The organism is Lysobacter sp. GQ73 (genome assembly GCF_059758755.1).
In genome coordinates this window covers 766,590-788,716 of the sequence record NZ_JCAXEE010000002.1, presented here as the reverse complement: position 1 = coordinate 788,716, position 22,127 = coordinate 766,590, and the positions used below count along the sequence as shown (strand labels likewise).

Here is a 22,127-nt window from a genome sequence, read left to right as displayed (position 1 = left end):
ATGCTGTACATCACATCTGCGGCGCAGAAAAACCCGTCCCCCGGCCGTACCGCCCGCCCAATGCAAGCCTACGTTTACAAAAGTCTCCGCAAGGCAGACACCTATGTATTTTTGAGCGAGCGCGACGATTTCGCCCGTTTGCCCGATGCTGTGCGCGACCAACTCGGCACCCTGCAGTTCGTGCTCGAAACCGCGCTGACCCCGGAACGCAAACTCGCCCGCGCCGATGCTGCGCTGGTCCGGGAAAATCTGCGCCTGCGCGGTTTCCATCTCCAGTTCCCGCCGGCCCTCGATCAGGCGCGGACACCCGATGCCTGAGGCCCAGACCCCGCGCGCGCCGTCCCGCGACTTGGCCCTCGCGCTCGCCGCCGGCCTGGTGCTGGCGCTGGCGACCGGTTTCGGCGGCAGCCTCGGCGGTGCGTTGGCGGCCTTGATCGGCGGCGCCCTGGCCCAGCCGGCGTTCGCGATCGCCGCGCGGCTGTGGCAGCGGCGCGACGCCGCGCTGCAGTGGCGCAGCGAATTGCCGGTGCTGGCGACGCTGTGGGGCGGCGCGACCGCCGCCGCCGCGGTGCTGGTCGCCTGGCCGCTGAGCGCCCTGCTGCAAAGCGGCTCGCTGCTGGCGGCGCTCGGCCTGAGCGTGGTCGCCGGGCTGGTGCTGCTGGCGCTGTGGCGGCTGTGGCCGCTGTGGCAGGAAGCCGAGCGCGAAGGCGCGGCGCTGGCGCCGCAATGGGCGCGGCTGCCCGACCTCGATCTCGGCGCCTGGCGCGGCCTCGGCGTGGCGGCGATCGTCGCCGGCCTGGTCGGGCTGATCCTGGTGCTGGCCTGGCCGGGCCTGTTGAACGGTGGCCTGCGCTGGACTCTGGCGGTGCTGTTCGCCCTGGTCTCGCCGGCCCTGCACGTGCTGTTGCAGCGGATCGCGCCGGCCGACTACCTGCCCGGCGTCGATTTCGACCCGGAACTCGACACCGTCACCCAGGTCGACGAACTCGGCGACGACGAAGCGCTGGAGCCGGCCCTGTACGCCGCCGCGCGCGCCGGCAAGGTCGAGCGCGCGCTGGAGCTGATCGAGCTCGGCGCTGACGTCAATGCATTGCCGGCCGCCGAGGACCGCGACCGACGCAGCCTGCCGGTGCTGGCCGCGGTGCTCCCCGACCTGCGCCTGTTGCGCGCCCTGATCGGCGCGGGCGTCGATCTGAACGCCGCCACCGCCGGCATGACCCCGCTGCTGGCGGCCACCCGCGACAGTTGGCACGGCCGTCCCGACGCGGTCATGACCCTGCTCGCCAACGGCGCCGACCCGCGTCTGGCCGACCACGAAGGCAACACCCCGCTGCACCATGCCGCGCGCAGTTCCGACCCCGGCGTCGCCGCCTTGTTGCGCGATGCCCAGGCCGAACTCGACCCGGTCAACCACGACGGTTTCTCCCCGCTCGGCGTGGCCTGCGCCAGCGGCAACTGGCGCCTGGCCAAATTCCTGCTCGAGCGCGGCGCCAAGACCGAACAGCCCGGCGGCGCCCCGGCGCTGCTGGCCGCAGCCGGCGGCGAGGAGGACGACCCGGCCGGCGTGCAACTGCTGCTCAAGCACAAGGCGCGCATCGACGCGCGCGACGGCCAGCGCCGCAGCGCCCTGCATGTGGCCGCGTTCGCCGGCCATCTCGACATCGTCACCGCGCTGCTCGCCGCCGGCGCCGACGCCGGCGCGATCGACAACCAGCAGCGCACGCCGCTGCTCGAAGCCGCGCGCGGCGCGCGCCCGGCGGTGCTCGAACGCCTGCTGGAACACCTGCCGCAGGGCGGCGTTGCCGAAGCCGCGGCGCTCGACGCCGACGGCGCCAGCGCGCTGATCCTGGCCTGCCAGGCCGAGACCGCCTCGCCGCCGCTGGTGGTGCGCCTGCTCGACCTCGGCATCGACCCGGAACTGCGCGACCGCCACGGCAAGCGCGCGGTCGACCGCGCCGCCGAAGCCGGCCGCTGGTCGCTGGTGGCTGCGCTCGACCGCGCCTATCCCTTGCCGGCGGCGGTCAGCGGCGAAGGCGACAGCGAGGACGGCGAGGGCGAGCGGGTCATCGTCGACCGCATGCCCGCCGCACTGCTGCGCGACGGCCTGCGCGAAGGCCGCGCCGCCGAACTGACCGGCCTGGCCAAGCTGCTCAGCCCGAGCGAGCTCGGCGCGCAATTGCACGAAGAAGACGGCCAGGTTCCTTCGGCCGAGCGGATCGACTGGCTGCTCGGCCAGGGTGCCGACGTCAACGTGCGCGACGCCAACGGCGACACCGTGGTGTTCGCCCTGCTCGACCGCACCCCGGACGCACTGCCTGCCCTGCAGGCCTTGCTGCGCCATGGCGTCTCGCCGGCCGGTCGCGGCGGCCTCGGCCGGTTCCTGGCGACCTGTTCGGCCGGCGACCAGGCCTCGCGCGGCCTGGAGCAGTTCGCCCTCGACCTGATCGAACGCGGCGCCGACGTGTTTTCGCCGACCCCGGCCGGCGATCCGCCGCTGGCGATCGCGGTCCGGCTGGGCTGGTCGCGCCTGCTCGAACGCCTGCTCGCCGCCGGCGTCGACCTCAACACCCGCGACAGCCACGGCATGAGCGCGCTGCACTTGGCCGCCGCGCTCGGCCGCGAAGGCATGCTCAAGCGCCTGGTCGCGAACGGCGCGGCGCCCGACCTGCTCGCCGCCGACGGCCAGACTCCGCTCGGCGTGGCCCTGTCCTCGGGCCGCCGCGATCTGGCCGACTGGCTGGACTGGCGCGGCTGGGCGTTGCCGCGCCGCCCGCTGCACGCCCAGGACGTCCCCGCCGCGGCCATCGTCGGCGACGCCGACGCGGTGCGCCGCCTGCTCGATCTCGGCCTGCCGGTCGATGCGCTCGACAGCCAGGGCTGCACCGCGCTGCTGCGCGCCGCCGGTGGCGGCCATCGCGTCGTGGTCGACTTGCTGCTCGCGCGTGGCGCCGACCCGCAACTCGCCGCGCATTCCGGCGCGACCCCGCTGTCGGCCGCGGTCAGCATGCGCCACGCCGAAATCGTCGACCGCCTGGTCGCCGCCGGCGCCTCGCTGGAGCAGCGCCTGCCCGGCGACCTGACCGTGCTGATGGTCGCCTGCGCGCTCGGCCTGACCGACCTGGCCGCGCGCCTGCTGACCGCAGGCGCCGACGTCCATGCCCGCGACGCGCAAGGCCGCATGGCCCTGCATTGCGCGGCGATGTACGGCTTCACCGCGCGCGAGCGCAGCCGCCTGGTGGCCCTGTTCGACACCTTGTTGCTCGCCGGCGTCGATGCCGACCAGTCCGCCGCCGGCGCGACCCCGCTGCTGTTGCTGCTGGGCGCGCGCGCCGAACCCGGCACCGCCGCCGACGAGGACGTGCTGATCGCCGGCCTCGAACTGCTGCTCGACCACGATGCCTCGCTCGACGTCCAGGACCCGCGCGGTTTCGGCCCGCTGCACCTGGCCGCGCTGCACGGCCTGTTGCGGGTGGTTCAGCGGCTGATGCGCCATGGCGCCAACCCCGACATGCGCGATGCGCTCAACCGCACCCCGCGCGAGATCGCGGTGATGCGCGGCTTCATCGACATCGCCGCCGAGTTCACCCCGCCGGCGCCGGGCAACGGCGGCAACGTTTCGATGGCGCGATTCCTGCGCGGGCCGGGCGGCTGAGTTCGGGCCCGTCTCGCATCTGGCCGAGGTCGCCGGCTGCAAGGGTAGGAGCGGCGCGAGCCGCGACCGCGCTAATCAATCTTGCGGCGTCCCTACCGTGAGCGGCATAAGCCGCGACCAAGGAACGCGTAGAGATCGCATCGCCGTCGTCACCGATCGAAGCCGTGAACCGTCGCGGGGGTAGGAGCGAGGCAAGTCGCGACGGCGGCGCTTCAACCTCGCTGCGCCACCGGCTGGGCCCCTGTAGGAGCGACGTGAGTCGCGACCGCGTTGTAGCGCTTTACTGCGTAACTTTGGATCAAAAGCAAAGCTTCCGCTCCGTAAAGGGTGCGGGTAACTTTCTCGTCCAAAGCAACAAAAGAAGTCACCAAAGAAAAGTGCTTCTTCTTGCAAGGGCACAAGCCCGCACGATCGAAGCCGACGCAGGGATGCTCCAGACAGGCCATCCATGGCCTGCTTGCGCACGGCCCGCCTCCCTGCGGGCCGCCCTACGGGTCTTCTTTTGACCGTCAGAGCGGCAAGTCAAAATCAAGGCAACGGCGTTGCGATCTGACCACGGCAGGAGCGGCGTAAGCCGCGACCACGCAATCCCGATCGCCTACGCCGGCAGCCGCAGATTCGCGGTCGCGGCTTACGCCGCTCCTACCCCGGCGAAAGCACGCGGCTTCGATGGATGACATTGGCCTTGTCGTCTCTGCACGTTCCCGTCGCGGCTCACGCCGCTCCTACAGGGATGACGTCACCGCCACCGTGATGTTCTGGCTCCAGCTACAGCTCTGACTGTGCGTTTTGTTGCTTCAGACAAAAGAAAGTAACCCGCCGCTTTAGTGGCGGAAGCTTTGGGTTTGATCTTGATCTTGCTGGGTAGCGAAGCCGCAAGACCGAACCGTCGCGGTCGCGACTCACGTCGCTCCTGCAAAAGTCCTACCCATTCGACGCGAGTCGAGAGATCGCGGTCGCGGCTCGCGCCGCTCCTGCGCTGGCGATAACCCGCCGCCTAGCCCAATGACGACGGCCTCGTCATCTCTGCGCGTCCCGCGGTCGCGACTCACGTCGCTCCTACAGCGATAGCTTCGAAGCACACCGGTAGGTGCGCCGCGCGTATTCCGAGCGCCGCGCCGCCGGCACCGCTCAATGCCGCGTCACATGCTCCGGCACCGGCCCCTGCTTCTCGACCATGTCGGCGAGCATGCCTTCGCCCCGGTCGGCATCGAACAGTTCTTCCAGTTCCTTGCGCGCATCGCGGGCGCTCTGGATCAGCGCGTCTTCGTCGTCGTGGACCAGGTACTGGGCGTTGAGCATGCGCTCGTCGAGCTCGCGGAAGCGTTCGACATGATCGCGCGCCGTCTCCGGGGCGACACCGAGTTCGACCAGCACGTCCTCGCCGAGCTTGAGGCTGGAATGGAAGGTCTCGCGCATCGGTTCGGCGCCGAGGTCCATCAGGTCCCAGGCGTGGCGGCGGTCGCGCGCGCGGGCGAACACTTTCGCCTTCGGGTACAGGCGGCGGATCGTGCGCACGGTGCGGATGCCGCTGTCGCGGTCGTCGATGGCGATCACGAAGACCTTCACCTGCGCCGCGCCGGCCGAGCGCAGCAGTTCAGGGCGGGCCGGGTCGCCGTAATAGATCATGTTGCCGAAGCGGCGCATGAAGTCGACCTGCTCGGCGCTGTTCTCGATGGCGATGAACGGGGTGCGGTGCGCGACCAGCAGGCGCGCGACGATCTGGCCGAAACGGCCCATGCCGGCGATCAGTACTTGCGGGTGGTGGTCGGGAATGTCGTCGTAGGGCCGCTTGGGCTTCTCGGCGGGCGCCGCGTCTAGCATGCGCTGGGCGCCGATCATCAGCAGCGGGGTCAGCGCCATCGACACGCCGACCGCAGCGATCAGGCGGTCGCGGGTCGGGTCGTCGAGCAGGTTGGCCTTGACCGCTTCGTTGAACACGATGAAGGCGAACTCGCCGCCCAGCGACATCACCGTCGCCAACTGGAACGCGCCGCGTTTCTCCAGCCCGCCGGCGCTGATGCCGACTGCGAACAACAGGATGAACTTCACCGACAGCAGCACCAGCACGATGCTGGCGATGGTGCCCGGCTCGGCCAGCACCCGCTGCAGGTCGATGCTCATGCCCACGGCCATGAAGAACAGGCCGAGCAGCAGGCCCTTGAACGGTTCGATCTGCGACTCGAGCTCGTGGCGGAATTCCGAATCGGCCAGCAGCACGCCGGCGAGGAATGCGCCGAGGCCGGCCGAGAGGCCGGCGATCTGCATGATCCAGGCCGAGCCGAGCACGGTCAGCAAGGCCGCGCCGGTGAAGACCTCGGGCATCTGGGTGCGCGCGACCACGCGGAACACTTGGCGCAGCAGCACCCGGCCGCCGAACACCACCGCGGCGATCGCGCCGACCGCCTTGGCCACCGCCATCCAGTTCAGGCCCTCGACCGCGGCGGCCTTGCCCAACAGCGGAATCGCCGCGAGCAGGGGAATCGCGGCAAGGTCCTGGAACAGCAAGATCGCGAAGGCGAGCCGGCCGTAGTCGGTGGCGAGGCCCTTGCGTTCGGACAACAACTGCAGGCAGACCGCGGTCGAGGACAGGGCCAGGCCGAGGCCGACCACGGTTGCCGCCTTCCAGCCCATGTGGCCGCCGAACATCGCCAGCGCGCCCAGCGCCAGGCCGCTCAGCAGCACCTGCAGGCCGCCGGCGCCGAACACCGGCTTGCGCATGACCCGCAGGCGCGCCGGCGACAGCTCCAGGCCGATCACGAACAGCATCATGACCACGCCGATCTCGGAGGCCGCCAGCACCGGTTCGGCGTCGCGGATCACCTTGACCCCGTAGGGCCCCAGCACCACGCCCGCGGTCAGGTAGCCGAGCACCGCGCCCAGGCCGAAACGACGGAACACCGGCACCGCGATGACCGCGGCCAGCAGGAACAACAACGCGAGTTCGAGACCGCCACCGTGCATGAGCACCTCCGGCTGGGATTATGGCGCGATACGCCGGGGCTGCGACGATCGCATCCGCGCTGGTTTACGCAACGCTGCGTAGCGGAGCAGGATGACGCCGGGACTTTGCAGTGGTTGCCCGCTGGGCGGATTTCAATCGGGCGCGGGGACTGCGCTGCACGGATATTGATCGCGGATTGCGATGGGCGACTGGTCCGAGCGATTTTTTCCAGGCGTTTTGCTGAAGCGATGGCCGCGGCGCCGCCGTTCGACTCGAGCGCGTTCTCAATCGCAGCCCCTGCGAAGGCTTCCGGGGACAATGACGGGCGAGCCGCCGGACGCTTTCGAGCATGCGGCGGCGTGCAGGAACGCAGTCCGTCCACGAACAAGGAGGTTCATCATGCGAGTGCTGCTGGCGGTGTTGGCGTTAGTGTTGCTGAGCGGTTGTCAGCCGGGTTGGGAAGAGCAGGCGCGCGGCGCGGCGGTGTTGGCCGCGCCGCATCGGCCGGCCGGCGGGGAGCCCCCGCGCGGGCTCTGATGGCGGAGCGGACGCTCCGCAGGGCATCCCGGCCCATGACCGGGCCGGGATGCGGCGCAAGTTCGTCCTGAACCTTGAACCCATCGTCCGGAGCGAGCGCCCGCGCCCGAAGCCACGGCGAGGGCGAATCCGCACCCCTCCATTCGGTACCGAATTGCCCTGGAAGCTGAACGAGAGGCATGATGCGGGTCCGCCGGCGGCCTGGCCGCGGGCGGCCGGGTTCTAGGGGACCCGGTCACCGACAAGGAGCAGTGCATATGAATGCAGCAGTCGATTCGAATCCCGGCGGCGGTATCACGCCGGCCGGCGCCAACCACCCACGCTGGTACGCCGGGCAGCCGGCCGCGCAGGACGGAACTTCGGGCTATACCGCGTTGCTGCCCGCCGACGACGAGTGGTCGCGCGACACCGTATTGCGGGCGATCGTCGCCGACGCCTTGCAGCGCAACGGCGAGGTGGTCGACGAAGACACGCTCGAAGCCACCGTAGCCGCAGCGGGCGCGCCCGGTGGCGCGCTGGCGCAGGCCGCGCTGAGCTGGAAGTTGCACCCCGGCGAAACCCGCGCCGACGGCCGCGTGTCGCCGCCGTTCCACGGCTATGCGGTCGAGGTGCCGGCCGAATTGCAGACCTCGCTGGTCGGCTACGCCAAGACTTGGTCGGCGCAGCGCGATGCGGCGCCGCCTGCGCCGATCGACGGCGCGATGATGCAGTTGACCACGCTCGCCCGCAGCGGCGGTCACCGCGACATCGAACAGACCCTGGAAGCCATCGACGCAGCGATCAAGGCCGGCAGCGCGGCCAGCCAGGCCGGGCGCCCGCTCGACGCGGTGGCGATGAGCGCGGTGCTGGAATTCGCGACGCGCAGCGGCCACGAGCGCGAAGCGGCGAAACTGTTGGAACGCTACAGCGCGATCAAGGACGTGACCGCTGGCGTCAAGACCCTCGGCCAGAACGCCGGCCGGGTGTTCAACGGCCGCGATCCGGTCACCGGCAAGGCGCTGCGCACCGACGATCGGGTCGACGCCGCGTTCGACTTGCTCGACGGCGGCTTCAAGATCGCCGGCGGCATCGGCAACGTCGCCCTGATGATGGGCGCGCGCAACGCCGGCCTGGTCGGCAGCCTGATCGGCATCGCCCCGATGGGCGCGGCCATCGTCGCCTTCGCCGCCGGTGCGTTCGAGCTGATCAAGCGCGCGCGCGAAGCCTTGCTGGCGCCGCGCTGGGACGAGTTCCGCGAGCGCTTCCCGTTCGCCGAAGGCATGGAGCCCAAGCGCGCCATGAACGGGGTGCTGCGGCAGATCGCCGGCATGCCGGTCGACGCCGGCAACGCCTTGTCGACGGCGACGCGCATCCTCGACGGGCTCGGCGAGAACCCGGAAACCCGCGAGCGCTTCCTCGCCTTCCTCAAGCAGAAGGTGCAGCCCGAGTCGCTGGTCGACACGCTCGCCGCCGGCGGCCTGGACCGTTTGAATTCGCAGCAGGCGATGCAGCTGGCGCAGGCCGCCAAGGGTTCGGCGAAGGAGTTCATGGACCTGGAGCTGCAGGACGTCAAGCGCTACGTGCGCGATCGCGATGGCGATCGCGAGCGCGGCACTTATCTGTTGCCGCCGGAACTGCGCGACGTCGCCAACCGCAACAACAACCGCGTCGGCGGCGCGGTCGAGGACGGGCTGCGGGTGGCGGCGATCCTGAGCAGCGGCGCCAACGCGCTCAACGGCATGTACAAGGAGATGCTCGGCAAGGTCCAGGGCAGCGAGCTGGGCCAAGGCAAGCTCAACGAGCAGCAACAGAAGAATCTCGCCGCGGCCCTGGTGCCGGCCATGCGCGAGGGCGGCCTGACCCAGGTCGATCATCTGCTGGCGAGCAAGGACGGCAGCAAGCTGTTCGCGGTGCAGGGCGATCCGCAGTCGCCGACCCGGCGCATGGTCACCGTCGACGTCGCCGCCGCCTCGCAGCAGAGCGTGGAAGCCAGCAGCCAGCTCGCCGCGCGCGCGATGGCCACGGCCGAGGCCCCGACGCTGCAGGTCAATCAGGGCGGCGGGCGCGGGTTCTGAGGAAGCGTTCGCGCACGGGCCGCATGCGGATCGCGCATGCGGTCTGTGCGAGAGACGCAGTGATGGTTTCGTCGCGACCCGGAGGCTGCGTTGTCGCGGCTTGCGCCGCTCCTACCCTGAAGCGACGCCGATCCTGCACCGCGTTTGATTGCTGCTTCAGGCGTGGCTGTGGCTGTGGGCCGCTTCGCACTAGCGAGCGCCAAAGAAGACCCAAAGGGCGGTCCGCAGGGATGCGGGCCGTTTTTCATCTGGACAGGGAGGTCCCGTATGTAGATCCCTGCGCAAGCACCGATTGTGCGGGCTTGTGATTCAAAGAGAAGCACTTCTTTGGTTACCTTTCTTTGTTGCTTCAGACAAAAGAAAGTAACCCGCCGCTTTAGTGGCGGAAGCTTTGGGGTTGATCTTGATCTTGATCGAGATGTTTCTCGAACCGCGCGCCGCAAGACCGTAACGGCGCGGTCGCGGCTCGCGCCGCTCCTACCTTGGCGAGGACACGCGGTTTCTTCGGATGACGGCGGCCTCGCGATCTCTGCGCATCCCGCGGTCGCGACTCACGTCGCTCCTGCAGGGGAGCCACCGAAGACGACGCAAGATCGGGACATGGTGGTCGCGGCTGCGTCGCTCCTACCCTGTCCAGGCTGCGGCCGCCACCGCCGCGAGAGTGAGAGGTCGCGGTCGCGACTTACGTCGCTCCTACACAAAGCCACAACCGCGAAGCGAGACCGAGACGCGAACCCGAACCCACAAACCCCGGCGTCGCTTCCCGACATGCGAACCATCCGCGCCCACAAAAGAAAACGCCCCGCATCGCGGGGCGTTCTCGTTACCGCGCCGGTAAAACTCAGCGCTTCATCGAACTGAAGAACTCGTCGTTCGACTTGGTGGTCTTCATCTTGTCGAGCAGGAACTCCATCGCGCCGATTTCGTCCATGCCGTGCAGCAGCTTGCGCAGGATCCAGATCTTCTGCAGCAGCTCCGGTTCGATCAGCAAATCCTCGCGGCGGGTGCCGGAGCGGTTGATGTCGATGGCCGGGTACACGCGCTTTTCGGCGATGCGGCGGTTCAAGTGGACTTCCGAGTTGCCGGTGCCCTTGAACTCTTCGTAGATCACCTCGTCCATCTTGCTGCCGGTGTCGATCAGCGCGGTGGCGATGATGGTCAGCGAGCCGCCTTCCTCGACATTGCGCGCGGCGCCGAAGAAGCGCTTCGGGCGGTGCAGGGCGTTGGCGTCGACGCCGCCCGACAGCACCTTGCCCGAGCTCGGCACGACGTTGTTGTAGGCGCGGGCCAAACGGGTGATCGAATCGAGCAGGATCACCACGTCCTTCTTGTGTTCGACCAGGCGCTTGGCGCGCTCGATCACCATCTCGGCGACCTGGACGTGGCGCGCGGCCGGTTCGTCGAAGGTCGAGGAGACCACTTCGCCGCGCACGGTGCGCTGCATTTCGGTCACTTCTTCCGGACGCTCGTCGACCAGCAGCACGATCAGGTGCACGTCGGGATGGTTGTGGGTGATCGCGGTGGCGACCTGCTGCATCATCATCGTCTTGCCGGCCTTGGGCGGCGAGACGATCAGGGCGCGCTGGCCTTTGCCCTGCGGCGCCATCAGGTCGAGGATGCGGCCGGTGATGTCCTCGGTCGAACCGTCGCCGCGCTCGAGCTTGAACTTGCGCCGCGGGAACAGCGGGGTCAGGTTCTCGAACAGGACCTTGTTCTTGGACGCTTCCAGCGGCTCGCCGTTGATGCTGTCGACGACCGACAGCGCGAAATAGCGCTCGCCGTCCTTCGGGAAGCGGATGCGGCCCGACAGATGGTCGCCGGTGCGCAGGTTGAAGCGGCGGATCTGGCTCGGCGAGATGTAGGTGTCGTCCGGGCCGGCGAGGTAGGAGGCCTCGGCCGCGCGCAGGAAGCCGAAGCCGTCGGGCAGGATTTCCAGCACGCCGTCGGCAGCGACGCCTTCGCCGTGGCGGGTCAGGACCTTGAGCAGGGCGAAGATGACGTCCTGCTTGCGGGCGCGGGCCACGCCTTCCTGGATGCTGAGCTGGTCGGCCAGGTCGAGCAGCTTCGGCGCCGGCATCCGCTTGAGGTCGCCCAGCGAGTACTGCGGGAAACCCTCGGGCACCTGCGGGTGCGGGCGCGGGACGAAGTTCTCGCCGTTGCCGTTTTCGAACGAACCGTCTTCATCGCGCTGCTGCGGGCGGTTGTTGCGGTCGCGGTCGCGGCGGTTGCGGAAACGGTCGCGACGGTTGCCGCCGCGGTTATCGAAACCGGCGTCGCGCTGCTGGCCTTGCTGCGCCTGCGGGTTGCCGCGGTCGTTGCCCTGGGCCTGGCCCTGGCCCTGGCCTTGCGGCGCGGCGCTCTCGACGCCGGAGGCGGCCGGGGCGGACTCGCTGGCGCTGGCGGCCGGAGCAGGGGTGGGGGCGGGGGCGGGAGTGCGGGGCGCGGCGGCAGCCGGAGCCAGCGCGGCCGGAGGCGGCGCGGCGGGCGGCGCCGCAGGAATCAGGGGGCTGGCATCGCTGGCAGCGGCCGGAGCGGACTCGGCGGCTTTGCTGACGCGCGGCTTGCGCACGCGCTTTTCGGCGATGTCGCCAGCGTCGGGGGTCTTATCGGACAAGCGGAGGTTCCTCGCTAAGCGGCGAGCGCTCGCATCGGGCGAGCGGGACGTCAGGGACGTGGGTTGATAGATGGGTATCAGACGGGGTGCGGCGGGTGGGACGCGAGGTCCGACGCCGGGTGTTGCGAAACTAGCACTGCTGCCGCGTGGCGGCAAGCTTCCCGAGCCGGGCCGTTCACCTTGCCGGGCAAGGCCCGGAGCGCTTGCGCCCGCGCGGGGGCGGGCGTAAGCGAGGCGGCTTCACACGACAGGAAGCCTCAGATGGCCTTGTCGATCATCTGGGTCAGCAGCGACTTGATGTTCGGCGGCGCGCCGAGCTGGCTCGAATGGACCTGGCCGTCCTTGAACATCAACAACATGGGAATGCTGCGCACGTTGTAGCGAACGCCCAGCGCCGGGAATTCCTGGACGTCGACCTTGACCACCTTGGCCTTGCCTTCGTACTGGTCGGCGAGCTGTTCGACGATCGGGCCGATGGCCTTGCACGGGCCGCACCAGGGGGCCCAGAAATCGACGAGGACGGGTTCGGACGACTGCAGCACGGTGGCGTCGAAGTCGGAATCGCCAGCATGCAGAACTTTTTCGCTCACGGGGGTCTCCTGCGGGGGTACTCGCCCGTACGGAACGGGCTATTCTTGAACGGAACCCCGGGCGGGCCATGCCGGGCGGGGGCTTACGCTAAACTGGGGCGTTTCGCGGCACCTTCAAGGGCTGCGCCACGGTCTCCTCGAGCCTGCCTTCAGAGTTCAACTCGGGCGCCGGCTCGGCCCCGGCAGTCTGCTTCGCCGACGCCACCCACGCAAGCGACCACCAACTGCGCCCAGTGCGCGCGGATCTCTGAGAAGCATGAGCGACAAGCCTTTAACCGATATCACCTTTTCCTCGTTCGACCTGCACCCGAGCCTGTTGGCCGGCCTCGAGGCCGCCGGGTTTTCGCGCTGCACGCCGATCCAGGCGCTGACCCTGCCGCTGGCGCTGACCGGGCGCGACGTCGCCGGCCAGGCCCAGACCGGCACCGGCAAGACCCTGGCCTTCCTGGTCGCGGTGATCAACCGCCTGCTGACCCGCCCGGCCCTGGCCGAGCGCAAGCCCGAAGACCCGCGCGCGCTGATCCTGGCGCCGACCCGCGAGCTGGCGATCCAGATCCACAAGGACGCGGTCAAGTTCGGCTCCGACCTGGGCCTGAAGTTCGCCCTGGTCTACGGCGGGGTCGACTACGACAAGCAGCGCGAGCTGCTGCAGAAGGGCGCCGACGTCATCATCGCCACCCCCGGCCGCCTGATCGACTACGTTAAACAGCACAAGGTCGTGTCGCTGCACGCCTGCGAGATCTGCGTGCTCGACGAAGCCGACCGCATGTTCGACCTGGGCTTCATCAAGGACATCCGCTTCCTGCTGCGGCGCATGCCGATCCGCACCGAGCGCCAGACCTTGCTGTTCTCGGCGACCTTGAGCCACCGCGTGCTCGAGCTGGCCTACGAGCACATGAACGAGCCCGAGAAGGTCGTCGTCGAAACCGAGTTCATCACCGCCGCCAAGGTCCGCCAGAAGGTCTATTTTCCGGCCGACGAAGAGAAAGTGCCGTTGTTGCTGGGCCTGTTGTCGCGCAGCGAAGGCGCGCGGACGATGGTGTTCGTCAACACCAAGGCCTGGGTCGAGCGCGTCGCGCGTTCGCTCGAACGCGGCGGCTACCGAGTGGGCGTGCTGTCGGGCGACGTGCCGCAGAAGAAGCGCGAGTCGCTGCTCAACAAGTTCCAGAAGGGCCAGCTCGAAATCCTGGTCGCCACCGACGTCGCCGCGCGCGGCCTGCACATCGACGGCGTCAGCCACGTCTACAACTACGACCTGCCGTTCGATGCCGAGGACTACGTCCACCGCATCGGCCGCACCGCGCGCCTGGGCGCCGAGGGCGACGCGATCAGCTTCGCCTGCGAACGCTACGCGATGAGCCTGCCCGACATCGAGGCCTACATCGAACAGAAGCTGCCGACCGCGCCGGTCGACGCCGAATTGTTGATCGCGCTGCCGCGCACGCCGCGCGAGATCCCGGCGGGCGAGGAAGGCGAGGAGAACGAGAGCATCGGTTCGATCTTCAAGGAAGCGCGCGAGCAGCGCGCCGCCGACGAACAGCGCCGTGGCGGCGGGCCCGGCGGCCGCAGCGGCAGCCGCAGCGGTTCCGGCTCTGGTTCCGGTTCCGGCCGCGGCCCGCGCAGCGAAGGCCGCCGCGATGGCGCGCCGCGTCGCGAACGTCCGCCGGTCGAGGCCGCCGCGGCCCCACCGGCCGACGGCGAGACCAAGGTCGCCGCGGTCGAGGCCGCGCCGCGTCCGCCGCGCAAGCCCAGGCCGGAAGGCGACGTCGCCGCCGCCGGCGTGCCGGCGGCCGAAGGCGAGCGCGCACCGCGCAAGCGCCGTCGCCGTCGTGGCGGCCGCCGTATCGAAGGCGCCGAAACCGGCGCGCCGACTGCGAACGCAGCCGAGGCCTCGGTGGTCAAGCCGGCGCCGAAGCCCGCCGCCAAGCCGGTGCAGAAGCCCGCGCACAGGCCGGCCGCATCGGCACCGGCCGGCGAGGCTAAGCCCTCGCTGCTGGGCCGCATCGGCCGCAAGCTCAAGTCGCTGGTCGCGCGTCCGCCGCGTTCGCAGCACTGATCGCCTGAGCCGCGCGCGATCGGTCGACGGCAGGCGTGCGGCCTGCCGTCGACGTTCCGCAGCTATCGAGCCCAATCCGGCACCCGACCTCGTCGCCTCGACGAGGTTCGCGCGAGCTTTCGTCACAGCGCCTTGCTGACGAACACCGACCAGGTATTGGCCGAGGTCTCGACGAGTTGGAACACGTCGAGATCGCCGTCGTTGTCGATATCGAGCGACTGCAGCTGATTGCCGTAGCTCGGCGACGGCGGCCAGCCGACGCCGAAGGCGCCGCCGGCGTACGGCCAGGTGGTGAACACGCCGCTGCTGCCGGGTTCGAAATGGCCGCGGCGGCCGCTGCCGCCGGCGCTGCACCAGATCGTCAATCGCCAGTTCGGCGGTGCGCTGCCGAACGAGGGAAACACGATGAAGCGGGCGTTGCCGTAGCCGGTCGAACCGGCCGGACAGGCCAGGGTGGCCACGTTGAGCGGCGGGTCGTACTGCTCGGCGCCGGCGTGACCGGCGTACAGGCCGAGAGCGAGCAGGGCGAGGGTCAACTGCGCCTTGGTCGTTTGCATGAGAATGCTCCTTGAAGAGTCGACGACGGTCCGCGCCGGCCCTCGAGGCCGGCGGCGGTGCTTGCGGGTGTCGGACGATCAAGGTGCTGCAAGGCGTGGCGCGGGCGGGTAAGCACCGGCCCGTTGCGGTCGTGCTGCGCCGGCCGGCCTGGGAGCCGGTCGGTGCCGTCGATGCGTCGTCGATGCCGCGCGACGACCGCAGCGCGAACATAGGCCAAACGCCCGGGCCGAAACGTGATGTCTCCGGCGATTCGCTCTGCGATACTTCCGGCCATGACCGTATTGCGCTTCGACAACGTCAGCAAACGCTACAGCAGCGGGCACGAGGCCCTCAGCGAAGTCAGCTTCGAGGTGGCGCCGGGCGAGATGCTGTTCGTCACCGGTCACTCCGGCGCCGGCAAGAGCACCCTGCTCAAGCTCATCCATCTCAGCGAACGCCCGAGCCGCGGCGCGGTGTTGTTCGGCGAGCGCAACCTGCTCAAGGTCGGCGGCCGCCGCGTGGCCCTGCACCGGCGCGAGATCGGCGTGGTGTTCCAGGACCATCGCCTGCTCGCCGACCGCAGCGTCGCCGACAACGTCGCCCTGCCCCTGTTGTTGCGCGGCCTGCGCCGCGCCGACATCGGCCGACGCGTGCGCATGACCCTGGAGAAGGTCGGCCTGGGCGCGCGCGCTTCGGCTCTGCCGGGCGAGCTGTCGGCCGGGGAGCAGCAACGCGTGGGCATCGCCCGGGCGATCATCGGCGAGCCGCGGTTGTTGGTCGCCGACGAACCCACCGGCAACCTCGACCCGACCCTGTCGGCGGAAATCATGACCCTGTTCCAGTCCCTGCCCGAGCGCGGCACCAGCGTGCTCGTCGCCAGCCACGACCTGGCGCTGGTCAAGCGCATGAAGAAGCGCGTGCTGGTGCTCAACCAGGGCCGCCTGGTCGACGACATCGCGCCCGAGGACCTGGCCGAATGAGTTCCTTTCCGACTCAAGAGTCTCCCCGCGAGACGTCTCCCGGCATCGAAGCCCCGGCCTCGCGCGACGACGACCTCGCGGTCGAGTCGGCGGTGCAGTCGCGGCTCGGGGTGTGGTTCGACCACCATCTGTACAGCCTGGTCGCCAGCGTCGGCCGCCTGCTGAGCAAGCCCTGGGCGGCTTTGCTGACGATCGGGGTAATGGCCGTGGCGCTGGCTCTGCCGCTCGGCCTGTGGGCGGCGCTGAGCAACATCGAACGCTTCGCCGGCGAAGTGCAGCAGTCGCGCCAGATCAGCCTGTTCCTCAAGCCCGAGATCGAGCTCGAACGCGCCCGCGCCCTGGCCGAGGAGCTGCGCGCGCGGCCCGAGGTCGGCGCGGTCGAACTGCGCACGCCGGAACAGGGTCTGGCCGATCTGCGCGAGAAGAGCGGCCTCGGCGACAGCCTCAGCGCGATCGAAGGCAATCCCTTGCCGAGCCTGTTGCTGGTCACGCCGAAGGGCGACGAGCTGGCTCTGGCCGAATCGCTCGGCGCTCTGGCCGAGACCGACCTGGTTCAGCACGACGCCGGCTGGCGCCAGCGCCTCGACGGCTGGCTGCGGTTCGGCATCCGCCTGGCCTGGCTGCTCGCGGCGATGCTGGGTCTGGGCGCCTTGCTGGTGGTCGGCAACACCGTGCGCCTGGACATCCAGTCGCGGCGCGAGGAGATCGGGGTGCTGCAATTGCTCGGCGCCACCGACGGTTTCATCCGCCGGCCGTTCCTGTACCTGGGCGCCTGCTACGGCCTGGCCGCCGGCGCGGTCGCGCTGGCCTTGCTGACCGCAGCCGACCGCACTCTGCGCGAACCGCTGGCCGCCCTCGCGACCAGTTACGGCAGCCATTTCGAGCTGCAGGGCTTCGACCTGGCGCAGGCCCTGGCGATCCTGGCCGGCGCGGCCGCGCTGGGCTGGCTCGGCGCCGGTTTCGTGACCGGCCATTACCTGCGCCAGAGCCGCTCCGGCCAAGGCTGAGCGGCCGCGCGTCGTCGCGCGGTTGTCAGGATGTCGCCTGAGACTCGGATTCGGCGGCCGCTTCCGCCTAGAATCGGGTTCCCCCGCCTGTGCGCTTGGCGTCGATGCCCCTTTGGGCGTCGGCCCTGCGTCGCCGACACGGTACCGCTCCTGATATGCAAAGCCAGAATCTTCGTCACTTCGAAAACACCGCGCCGCGGGTGATGGTGGTCGACGGCTCCAAGCTGGTCCGCAAGCTCATCGCCGATGTCCTGATGCGCGAGCTGCCGAACACCCGCATCGTCCAATGCGGCAGCATCATCGAGGCGCGCGTCGCCCTCGACCACGGCGAGGTCGACCTCGTCACCACTGCCCTGGTCCTGCCCGACGGCGACGGCATCGCCCTGGCGCGCGCGGTGCGCGAAGCCGCGGCGCAGGCCTACGTGCCGGTGATCGTGGTTTCCGGCGACGCCCAGGCGCACCTGGAGGCGCGCCGCTTCACCGAAGACGTCACCGATTATTTCGACAAGGCGCTCGGCCCGAACGCGCTGGCCGAGTTCATCCGCGGCTATGTGCAGCCGCAGCCGATTCCCGGCGCGCGCGTGCTCTACGTCGAAGACAGCCGGGTGGTCGCGGTCGCGACCAAGCGCATGCTCGAGCGCCACGCCCTGCAGGTATTGCACTTCATCGGTGTCGAGGAAGCGCTGGAGCATCTCGAGGCGCATCGCGCCAGCGGCGCGGCCGGCGGCGATGCCGGCGCCGACCTGGTGCTGACCGACGTGTATCTGAAGGGCGAGCTGGGCGGCAAGGATCTGCTCGCCAAGTTGCGCAACGATTTCGCATACGGCAAGCGCCGCCTGCCGGTGCTGGTGATGACCGGCGACGCCAACCGCGACAACCAGAGCGAGCTGCTGCGCGCCGGCGCCAACGACCTCGTGCTCAAGCCGATCGAGGAGCGCCTGCTGGTGACCAAGACCCTGTTCCAGTTGCGCCTGTCGCGGCTGTCCGAGTCGGCGGCGCTGCCGGCATGAGCGACGCCGACCGCGAGCCCAGGCTCGAAGCCTCCTGGAAAGCCCGCGTCGGCGACTGGTTCGCGCGCGAGGACATGCAGTCGCTGTCGCGCTTCCTGCGCGAGCGCAAGGCGGCTGGCGCGCGCATCTTCCCGCCCGGCCCGCAGATTTTCTCGGCCTTCGACGCCACCCCGTTCGACCAGGTCAAAGTCGTCGTCCTCGGCCAGGACCCGTACCACGGCTACGGCCAGGCGCACGGGTTGTGCTTCTCGGTCCAGCCCGGCGTGCCGGTGCCGCCGTCGCTCGACAACATCTTCAAGGAAATCCAGCGCGACCTCGGCATCGCCCGGCCCGATCATGGCTGCCTGCTGCCGTGGGCGCGGCGCGGCGTGCTGCTGCTCAATGCGGTGCTGACGGTCGAGGAAGGCCGCGCCGGCGCGCACCAGGGCAAGGGCTGGGAAGGCTTCACCGACCACGTCGTCGACACCCTCAACCGCGAGCGCGACGGCCTGGTGTTCCTGCTCTGGGGCAGCTACGCCCAGGCCAAGGGCAAGGTGATCGACGCCGGCCGCCATCGCGTGCTGAAGGCGCCGCACCCCTCGCCCCTGTCGGCGCACCGCGGCTTCATGGGCTGCGGGCATTTCTCCGCCGCCAACGAGTACCTCGCGCGCCGCGGCCAGGCCCCGATCGACTGGACCCTGCCGCCGCGCGATGCTCTGACCGCCTAAGCGCCTAAGCGCCTAAGCGCCTAAGCGCCTAAGCGCCTAAGCGCGGAAGGCTTAGGGTAGGAGCGGCGCGAGCCGCGACCGCCCCATGCGGTGTGCGGCGTATGGCGATGTCTGTGCGTGTTGTCGCGTTGCGCTCCGCGATGGTTTCGCCGCGACCCGATGTTTCGCGGTCGCGGCTTGCGCCGCTCCTACCGTGGAAGCAGAGGCCTTCATTCATCCGAAATAAGCCCGCAAGGCCTCGCCGGCTTCGCGCAGGGCCGGGTTCGCATCGGCCGGCGGCGGCAACAGGCGGAACACGCAGGACGGCAAAGGCGGCAGCCGGTTCGAACGCGCGATCATCAGGCCCTCGCCGATCGCCGAGGCGTTAAGGCAGCCCAGGCCGAGCCCCGCGCGCAAGGCGGCCTGTACGCCGGTCACGCCGCTGCCGAGGTGAGCGATGCGATGGGCCACGCGCTGCCGCTGCAGCGCGCGCAAGGCGGTCTGGTGCAGGCTGCAGCTCGGCGGCAGCAGCACCAGCGGCAGGCTCGTCTCATGGCGCAGATCCAATCCGATCGCCGCCGCCCAGGCCAGCGGCTCGCGCCGCAACTCGCCGTGGCTCGCGCGCCGGCGCGGGCGCGAGGCCGATTCGACCTCCATCGTCAGCGCCAGGTCGAACGAGCCCTCGGCATGGGCCTGCGCCAGCGCCGCGCTCTGGCCCATCGTCACCTGCAATTGCAACTGCGGGCAATGGCGGGCGAGGTGGCGCAACACGCCGGCGATGTCGTCGGGGCGGAAATAATCGCTGATCGCCAGTCGCACCTCGGTGCGGCGCAGTTCGCGGCGCACGTCGTGCAGGGCCAGTTCGCCGAGCGCCAGGATCTGCCGCGCGTGGCCGATCAGGCGTTCGCCGGCCGGGGTCGGCACGACGCCGTGGCGCGAGCGCAGCAGCAAGGCGGTGTCGGCGGCGCGTTCGAGTTTCTGGATCTGCTCGCTGACCGCCGACTGCGAGCGGAACACGCGTTCGGCGCCGCCGGAAATGCTGCCGGCCTCGGCGACCGCGACGAAGGCCTTCAACTGTTCGAGGTCGAGCATGCTCATGGCGATCCGTCTTTGGCGATCCTGTGCCATCGGCCGATCCGATGGATACGGCCGGATCTTCCCGCTATTCCGATGGATGACGCAAGCCTAGGCTGTGCCCATCCACCCCGCCGACTTCGGCCCCTCACACAGGACCCAGCCCATGCCGCACATCAACCTGCAACTCTCCGGCGCCCCCGACGCCGAACTCAGCCGCCGCGCCGCGGCGATCGTCGCCGACCTCACCGTGGAGATCCTAGGCAAGCCGCGCGAACTGGTCGCGGTCGCGATCCACTACGTCGACCGCCCGCACTGGTTCATCGACGGCCGTTCGCTGGCGCAGTGGGGACGCAACGCCTATCACCTCGACATCAGCATCACCGACGAGACCAATACCAAGGCCGAGAAGGCGCGATACATGCAAGCGATGCATGCGGCGTTGTCGGCATTGATCGGCGAGGTCCACGAGACGTCCTATATCCACGTCGTCGATGCGCGTGCGGCCGCCTACGGTTACGGCGGCCTGACCCAGGAGCAGCGTTATCAGGCGGCACGGATCGCCGCCGCCTGAAGCGCGGATGCGTCGGCTGCCTAGACTGCCGGTTCAGCCCGCGGCCGCGCCTTCCGCCTGGCTGCGCAGCCAGTCGCGCAGCGCCAGCACCTCTGCGCTCGGCGGGGTGTCTGGCCGCACGAACCAATGCGGATAGCCGTCCAGCACCGGGCCGAACGGCTGCACCAGGCTGCCGGCGGCGAGGTCGTCGGCGACCAACGCCAGGCTCAGCAGGGCGACGCCGTGGCCGGCGATCGCCGCCTGGATCGCATGGCTTTCGTCGGTGAAGCGCAGGCCCGCCTCGACATCGAGCCCGGTCAGGCCGGCGCGTGCGCACCAGGTCTGCCAGGTCGGCGTGTCCTCGGTCGGATGGCGCCACTCCGAATGCAGCAAGGACTGCGTGCGCAGGTCCTCCGGGCCTCGCACCTCCAGGCGCGGGCTGCACACCGGAGCGAAGCGGTTGCCGATCAGCGGTTCGGCGATCAGGCCCGGATAAGGCCCGCGGCCGTAGCGGATCGCCGCGTCGGCGACGCCGCCGTGCAGGTCGACCGGGTCGTCGGAGGCGTGCAGGCGCAAGTCGAGGTCGGGGTAGGCGGCGCGAAACGAGGCCACTCGCGGCACCAGCCATTTGGCGGTGAACGACAGCGGCGCCGACACGGTAAGCGCGCGCCGTTGCCGTCGCGCGGCGATCGCGGCCAGGGCCTCGGCGAAGGCGTCGAAGCCGTCGCGCAGCACCGGATACAGCGCGGCCGCCTCGGCAGTCAGCGCCACCCGCCGGGTCTGGCGCTCGAACAGGCGCACGCCGATCTGCGCTTCCAGCGCGCGGATCTGGTGGCTGACCGCGGTCGGGGTGACCGACAGCTCTTCGGCGGCGCGCTTGAAGCTGTGCAGGCGCGCGGCCGCCTCGAACGCGCGCAGAGAGCCGAGCGGGGGCAGGCGGCGTCCGGACATGGGTGAAGAGAATTCTCCTATCGGCTGAGTAATCGGAGTTTGTCGGGTTTGGAAAGCCGGATCAACATGGCGGAAGCCAGCGCCATCCCGGCCTGAACATGATCAGGGCTCATCCATGGGCCCGTCGCGAGAACCGCCATGACCCGACTCCTGCACATCGATTCCAGCGCCCGTCCCCATGCCTCCGACCGCGAGGCCCACGGCTCGCACAGCCGCCGCCTCAGTGCCCGCTTCGTGCGCCGCTGGCGCGAGCGCCATCCCGACGACGCGATCGTCCAGCGCGATGTCGGCGTGGCCCCGCCGACCCCGGTCAGCGGTCGCTGGATCCATGCCGCCTTCACCCCGCTCGCCCGGCGCGAGGACTGGATGCACGAGGTGCTGGCCGAAAGCGACGCCCTGATCGACGAGTTGATCGCCGCCGACCTGATCGTGATCGGCGTGCCGATGTACAACTTCGGCGTACCGGCCCCGCTCAAGGCCTGGATCGACAACGTCGTGCGGGTCGGCCGCACCTTCGGCTTCGACCGCTCGCGCGAGGGCGAGCCGTACTGGCCGATGCTCGCCGACGCCGGCAAGCGCCTGGTCCTGCTCAGCTCGCGCGGCGACTACGGTTACGGCAAGGGCGAACGGCTGGAGTCGATCAACCACGTCGAACCCTCGGTGCTGACGCCGATGCGCTACCTCGGCATCACCGAGGCGCACGGCGTCGCGATCGAGTACGACGAGTTCGGCGGCGAGGAGCTGCGCCGCTCGATCGAGAGCGCCGAAGCCGAGGTCGACGCCCTGGTCGAGCGGTTGTCGCAGGGCGAAGCGCGCAAGGCGGCTTGAGACGTCGAAGCCGGTCGCGTGGCGAATCCATGCCGCGGAGTTTGCTTTTGGCCT

General features: G+C 69.8%; 17 protein-coding genes. 11 read left to right on the top strand and 6 right to left on the bottom strand.

From position 1 onward, the window contains the following. The first annotated feature begins 60 nt into the window (after nucleotides 1-60). Both AC6CH2_RS08245 and AC6CH2_RS08240 read left to right on the top strand, forming a co-directional pair. Nucleotides 61-318 (top strand): YcgL domain-containing protein, encoded by a 258-nt coding sequence (locus tag AC6CH2_RS08245; protein WP_498269100.1) that lies wholly within the window; start codon nucleotides 61-63, stop codon nucleotides 316-318. Further along, the gene (locus tag AC6CH2_RS08240) at nucleotides 311-3,652 is read left to right on the top strand and encodes an ankyrin repeat domain-containing protein (protein ID WP_498268816.1); all 3,342 of its coding nucleotides are present in this window, start codon (nucleotides 311-313) and stop codon (nucleotides 3,650-3,652) included. Before AC6CH2_RS08245 ends, AC6CH2_RS08240 begins: the two co-directional genes overlap by 8 nt. Before the next feature lie 1,131 nt (nucleotides 3,653-4,783). Here AC6CH2_RS08240 and AC6CH2_RS08235 read toward each other — a convergent pair. Then, on the bottom strand, nucleotides 4,784-6,616 hold the full coding sequence (locus AC6CH2_RS08235; RefSeq protein ID WP_498268815.1) for a monovalent cation:proton antiporter-2 (CPA2) family protein: 1,833 nt from the start codon (nucleotides 6,614-6,616) through the stop codon (nucleotides 4,784-4,786). Between the two features lie 379 nt (nucleotides 6,617-6,995). Here AC6CH2_RS08235 and AC6CH2_RS08230 point away from each other — a divergent pair, with 379 nt between their 5' ends. Beyond that, on the top strand, nucleotides 6,996-7,133 hold the full coding sequence (locus AC6CH2_RS08230) for a hypothetical protein (RefSeq protein WP_498268814.1): 138 nt from the start codon (nucleotides 6,996-6,998) through the stop codon (nucleotides 7,131-7,133). 257 nt (nucleotides 7,134-7,390) lie between these two features. Beyond that, nucleotides 7,391-9,187: an XVIPCD domain-containing protein gene (locus tag AC6CH2_RS08225; RefSeq protein ID WP_498268813.1), complete on the top strand. Its 1,797-nt coding sequence runs from the start codon at nucleotides 7,391-7,393 to the stop codon at nucleotides 9,185-9,187. A gap of 841 nt (nucleotides 9,188-10,028) precedes the next feature. Here the strand turns inward: AC6CH2_RS08225 and rho are convergent. Continuing rightward, nucleotides 10,029-11,801: a transcription termination factor Rho gene (gene rho / locus AC6CH2_RS08220; protein ID WP_498268812.1), complete on the bottom strand. Its 1,773-nt coding sequence runs from the start codon at nucleotides 11,799-11,801 to the stop codon at nucleotides 10,029-10,031. Nucleotides 11,802-12,058: 257 nt separating this feature from the next. Beyond that, complete coding sequence (trxA, locus tag AC6CH2_RS08215) at nucleotides 12,059-12,391, bottom strand: thioredoxin (protein WP_031373276.1); 333 nt, start codon at nucleotides 12,389-12,391, stop codon at nucleotides 12,059-12,061. Nucleotides 12,392-12,647: 256 nt separating this feature from the next. Between trxA and rhlB the strand changes: the two genes are divergently transcribed. After that, nucleotides 12,648-14,447, top strand: a complete 1,800-nt coding sequence (gene rhlB, locus AC6CH2_RS08210) for an ATP-dependent RNA helicase RhlB (RefSeq protein ID WP_498268811.1) — start codon at nucleotides 12,648-12,650, stop codon at nucleotides 14,445-14,447. Nucleotides 14,448-14,569: 122 nt separating this feature from the next. Here rhlB and AC6CH2_RS08205 read toward each other — a convergent pair whose 3' ends face one another. Then, nucleotides 14,570-15,004 carry a hypothetical protein gene (locus tag AC6CH2_RS08205; protein WP_498268810.1) on the bottom strand — a complete coding sequence of 145 codons (435 nt, stop codon included), beginning with the start codon at nucleotides 15,002-15,004 and terminating at the stop codon, nucleotides 14,570-14,572. A gap of 273 nt (nucleotides 15,005-15,277) precedes the next feature. Between AC6CH2_RS08205 and ftsE the strand changes: the two genes are divergently transcribed. The 4 genes from ftsE (at nucleotide 15,278) to ung (ending at nucleotide 18,688) form a co-directional block, all read left to right on the top strand. Beyond that, nucleotides 15,278-15,964, top strand: coding sequence for a cell division ATP-binding protein FtsE (gene ftsE / locus AC6CH2_RS08200; RefSeq protein ID WP_435395436.1), 687 nt, complete (start codon nucleotides 15,278-15,280; stop codon nucleotides 15,962-15,964). Beyond that, entirely contained in the window at nucleotides 15,961-16,971 is a 1,011-nt protein-coding gene (gene ftsX / locus AC6CH2_RS08195; protein WP_498268809.1) for a permease-like cell division protein FtsX, read from the top strand. Before ftsE ends, ftsX begins: the two co-directional genes overlap by 4 nt. A gap of 155 nt (nucleotides 16,972-17,126) precedes the next feature. Next, nucleotides 17,127-17,981 (top strand): response regulator, encoded by an 855-nt coding sequence (locus AC6CH2_RS08190; protein ID WP_498268808.1) that lies wholly within the window; start codon nucleotides 17,127-17,129, stop codon nucleotides 17,979-17,981. Further along, nucleotides 17,978-18,688: a uracil-DNA glycosylase gene (gene ung, locus AC6CH2_RS08185; protein ID WP_435395433.1), complete on the top strand. Its 711-nt coding sequence runs from the start codon at nucleotides 17,978-17,980 to the stop codon at nucleotides 18,686-18,688. The genes AC6CH2_RS08190 and ung overlap by 4 nt, the downstream gene beginning before the upstream one ends. Before the next feature lie 213 nt (nucleotides 18,689-18,901). Here ung and AC6CH2_RS08180 read toward each other — a convergent pair whose 3' ends face one another. Then, the gene (locus tag AC6CH2_RS08180; RefSeq protein WP_498268807.1) at nucleotides 18,902-19,765 is read right to left on the bottom strand and encodes a LysR family transcriptional regulator; all 864 of its coding nucleotides are present in this window, start codon (nucleotides 19,763-19,765) and stop codon (nucleotides 18,902-18,904) included. A 142-nt stretch (nucleotides 19,766-19,907) separates the two neighbouring features. Between AC6CH2_RS08180 and AC6CH2_RS08175 the strand changes: the two genes are divergently transcribed. After that, nucleotides 19,908-20,315 (top strand): tautomerase family protein, encoded by a 408-nt coding sequence (locus AC6CH2_RS08175; RefSeq protein WP_498268806.1) that lies wholly within the window; start codon nucleotides 19,908-19,910, stop codon nucleotides 20,313-20,315. A gap of 33 nt (nucleotides 20,316-20,348) precedes the next feature. Here the strand turns inward: AC6CH2_RS08175 and gcvA are convergent, their stop codons facing one another. Further along, on the bottom strand, nucleotides 20,349-21,245 hold the full coding sequence (gene gcvA / locus AC6CH2_RS08170) for a transcriptional regulator GcvA (protein ID WP_498268805.1): 897 nt from the start codon (nucleotides 21,243-21,245) through the stop codon (nucleotides 20,349-20,351). A 138-nt stretch (nucleotides 21,246-21,383) separates the two neighbouring features. On the opposite strand from gcvA, the gene AC6CH2_RS08165 reads away from it, so the two are divergent. Next, nucleotides 21,384-22,073 carry an FMN-dependent NADH-azoreductase gene (locus tag AC6CH2_RS08165; RefSeq protein ID WP_498268804.1) on the top strand — a complete coding sequence of 230 codons (690 nt, stop codon included), beginning with the start codon at nucleotides 21,384-21,386 and terminating at the stop codon, nucleotides 22,071-22,073. Nucleotides 22,074-22,127: the final 54 nt, after the last annotated feature.

Excerpts from the sequence above, each read along its gene's own strand:
- AC6CH2_RS08165 (WP_498268804.1), top strand. The coding sequence starts at position 21,384 with ATGACCCGACTCCTGCACATCGATTCCAGCGCCCGTCCCCATGCCTCC.
- AC6CH2_RS08240 (WP_498268816.1), top strand. The coding sequence starts at position 311 with ATGCCTGAGGCCCAGACCCCGCGCGCGCCGTCCCGCGACTTGGCCCTC.
- AC6CH2_RS08180 (WP_498268807.1), bottom strand. The coding sequence starts at position 19,765 with ATGAGCATGCTCGACCTCGAACAGTTGAAGGCCTTCGTCGCGGTCGCC.
- AC6CH2_RS08235 (WP_498268815.1), bottom strand. The coding sequence starts at position 6,616 with ATGCACGGTGGCGGTCTCGAACTCGCGTTGTTGTTCCTGCTGGCCGCG.
- ftsX (WP_498268809.1), top strand. The coding sequence starts at position 15,961 with ATGAGTTCCTTTCCGACTCAAGAGTCTCCCCGCGAGACGTCTCCCGGC.
- AC6CH2_RS08190 (WP_498268808.1), top strand. The coding sequence starts at position 17,127 with ATGCAAAGCCAGAATCTTCGTCACTTCGAAAACACCGCGCCGCGGGTG.
- gcvA (WP_498268805.1), bottom strand. The coding sequence starts at position 21,245 with ATGTCCGGACGCCGCCTGCCCCCGCTCGGCTCTCTGCGCGCGTTCGAG.
- AC6CH2_RS08175 (WP_498268806.1), top strand. The coding sequence starts at position 19,908 with ATGCCGCACATCAACCTGCAACTCTCCGGCGCCCCCGACGCCGAACTC.
- ftsE (WP_435395436.1), top strand. The coding sequence starts at position 15,278 with ATGACCGTATTGCGCTTCGACAACGTCAGCAAACGCTACAGCAGCGGG.
- AC6CH2_RS08225 (WP_498268813.1), top strand. The coding sequence starts at position 7,391 with ATGAATGCAGCAGTCGATTCGAATCCCGGCGGCGGTATCACGCCGGCC.
- AC6CH2_RS08230 (WP_498268814.1), top strand. The coding sequence starts at position 6,996 with ATGCGAGTGCTGCTGGCGGTGTTGGCGTTAGTGTTGCTGAGCGGTTGT.
- AC6CH2_RS08245 (WP_498269100.1), top strand. The coding sequence starts at position 61 with ATGCAAGCCTACGTTTACAAAAGTCTCCGCAAGGCAGACACCTATGTA.
- ung (WP_435395433.1), top strand. The coding sequence starts at position 17,978 with ATGAGCGACGCCGACCGCGAGCCCAGGCTCGAAGCCTCCTGGAAAGCC.
- rhlB (WP_498268811.1), top strand. The coding sequence starts at position 12,648 with ATGAGCGACAAGCCTTTAACCGATATCACCTTTTCCTCGTTCGACCTG.
- AC6CH2_RS08205 (WP_498268810.1), bottom strand. The coding sequence starts at position 15,004 with ATGCAAACGACCAAGGCGCAGTTGACCCTCGCCCTGCTCGCTCTCGGC.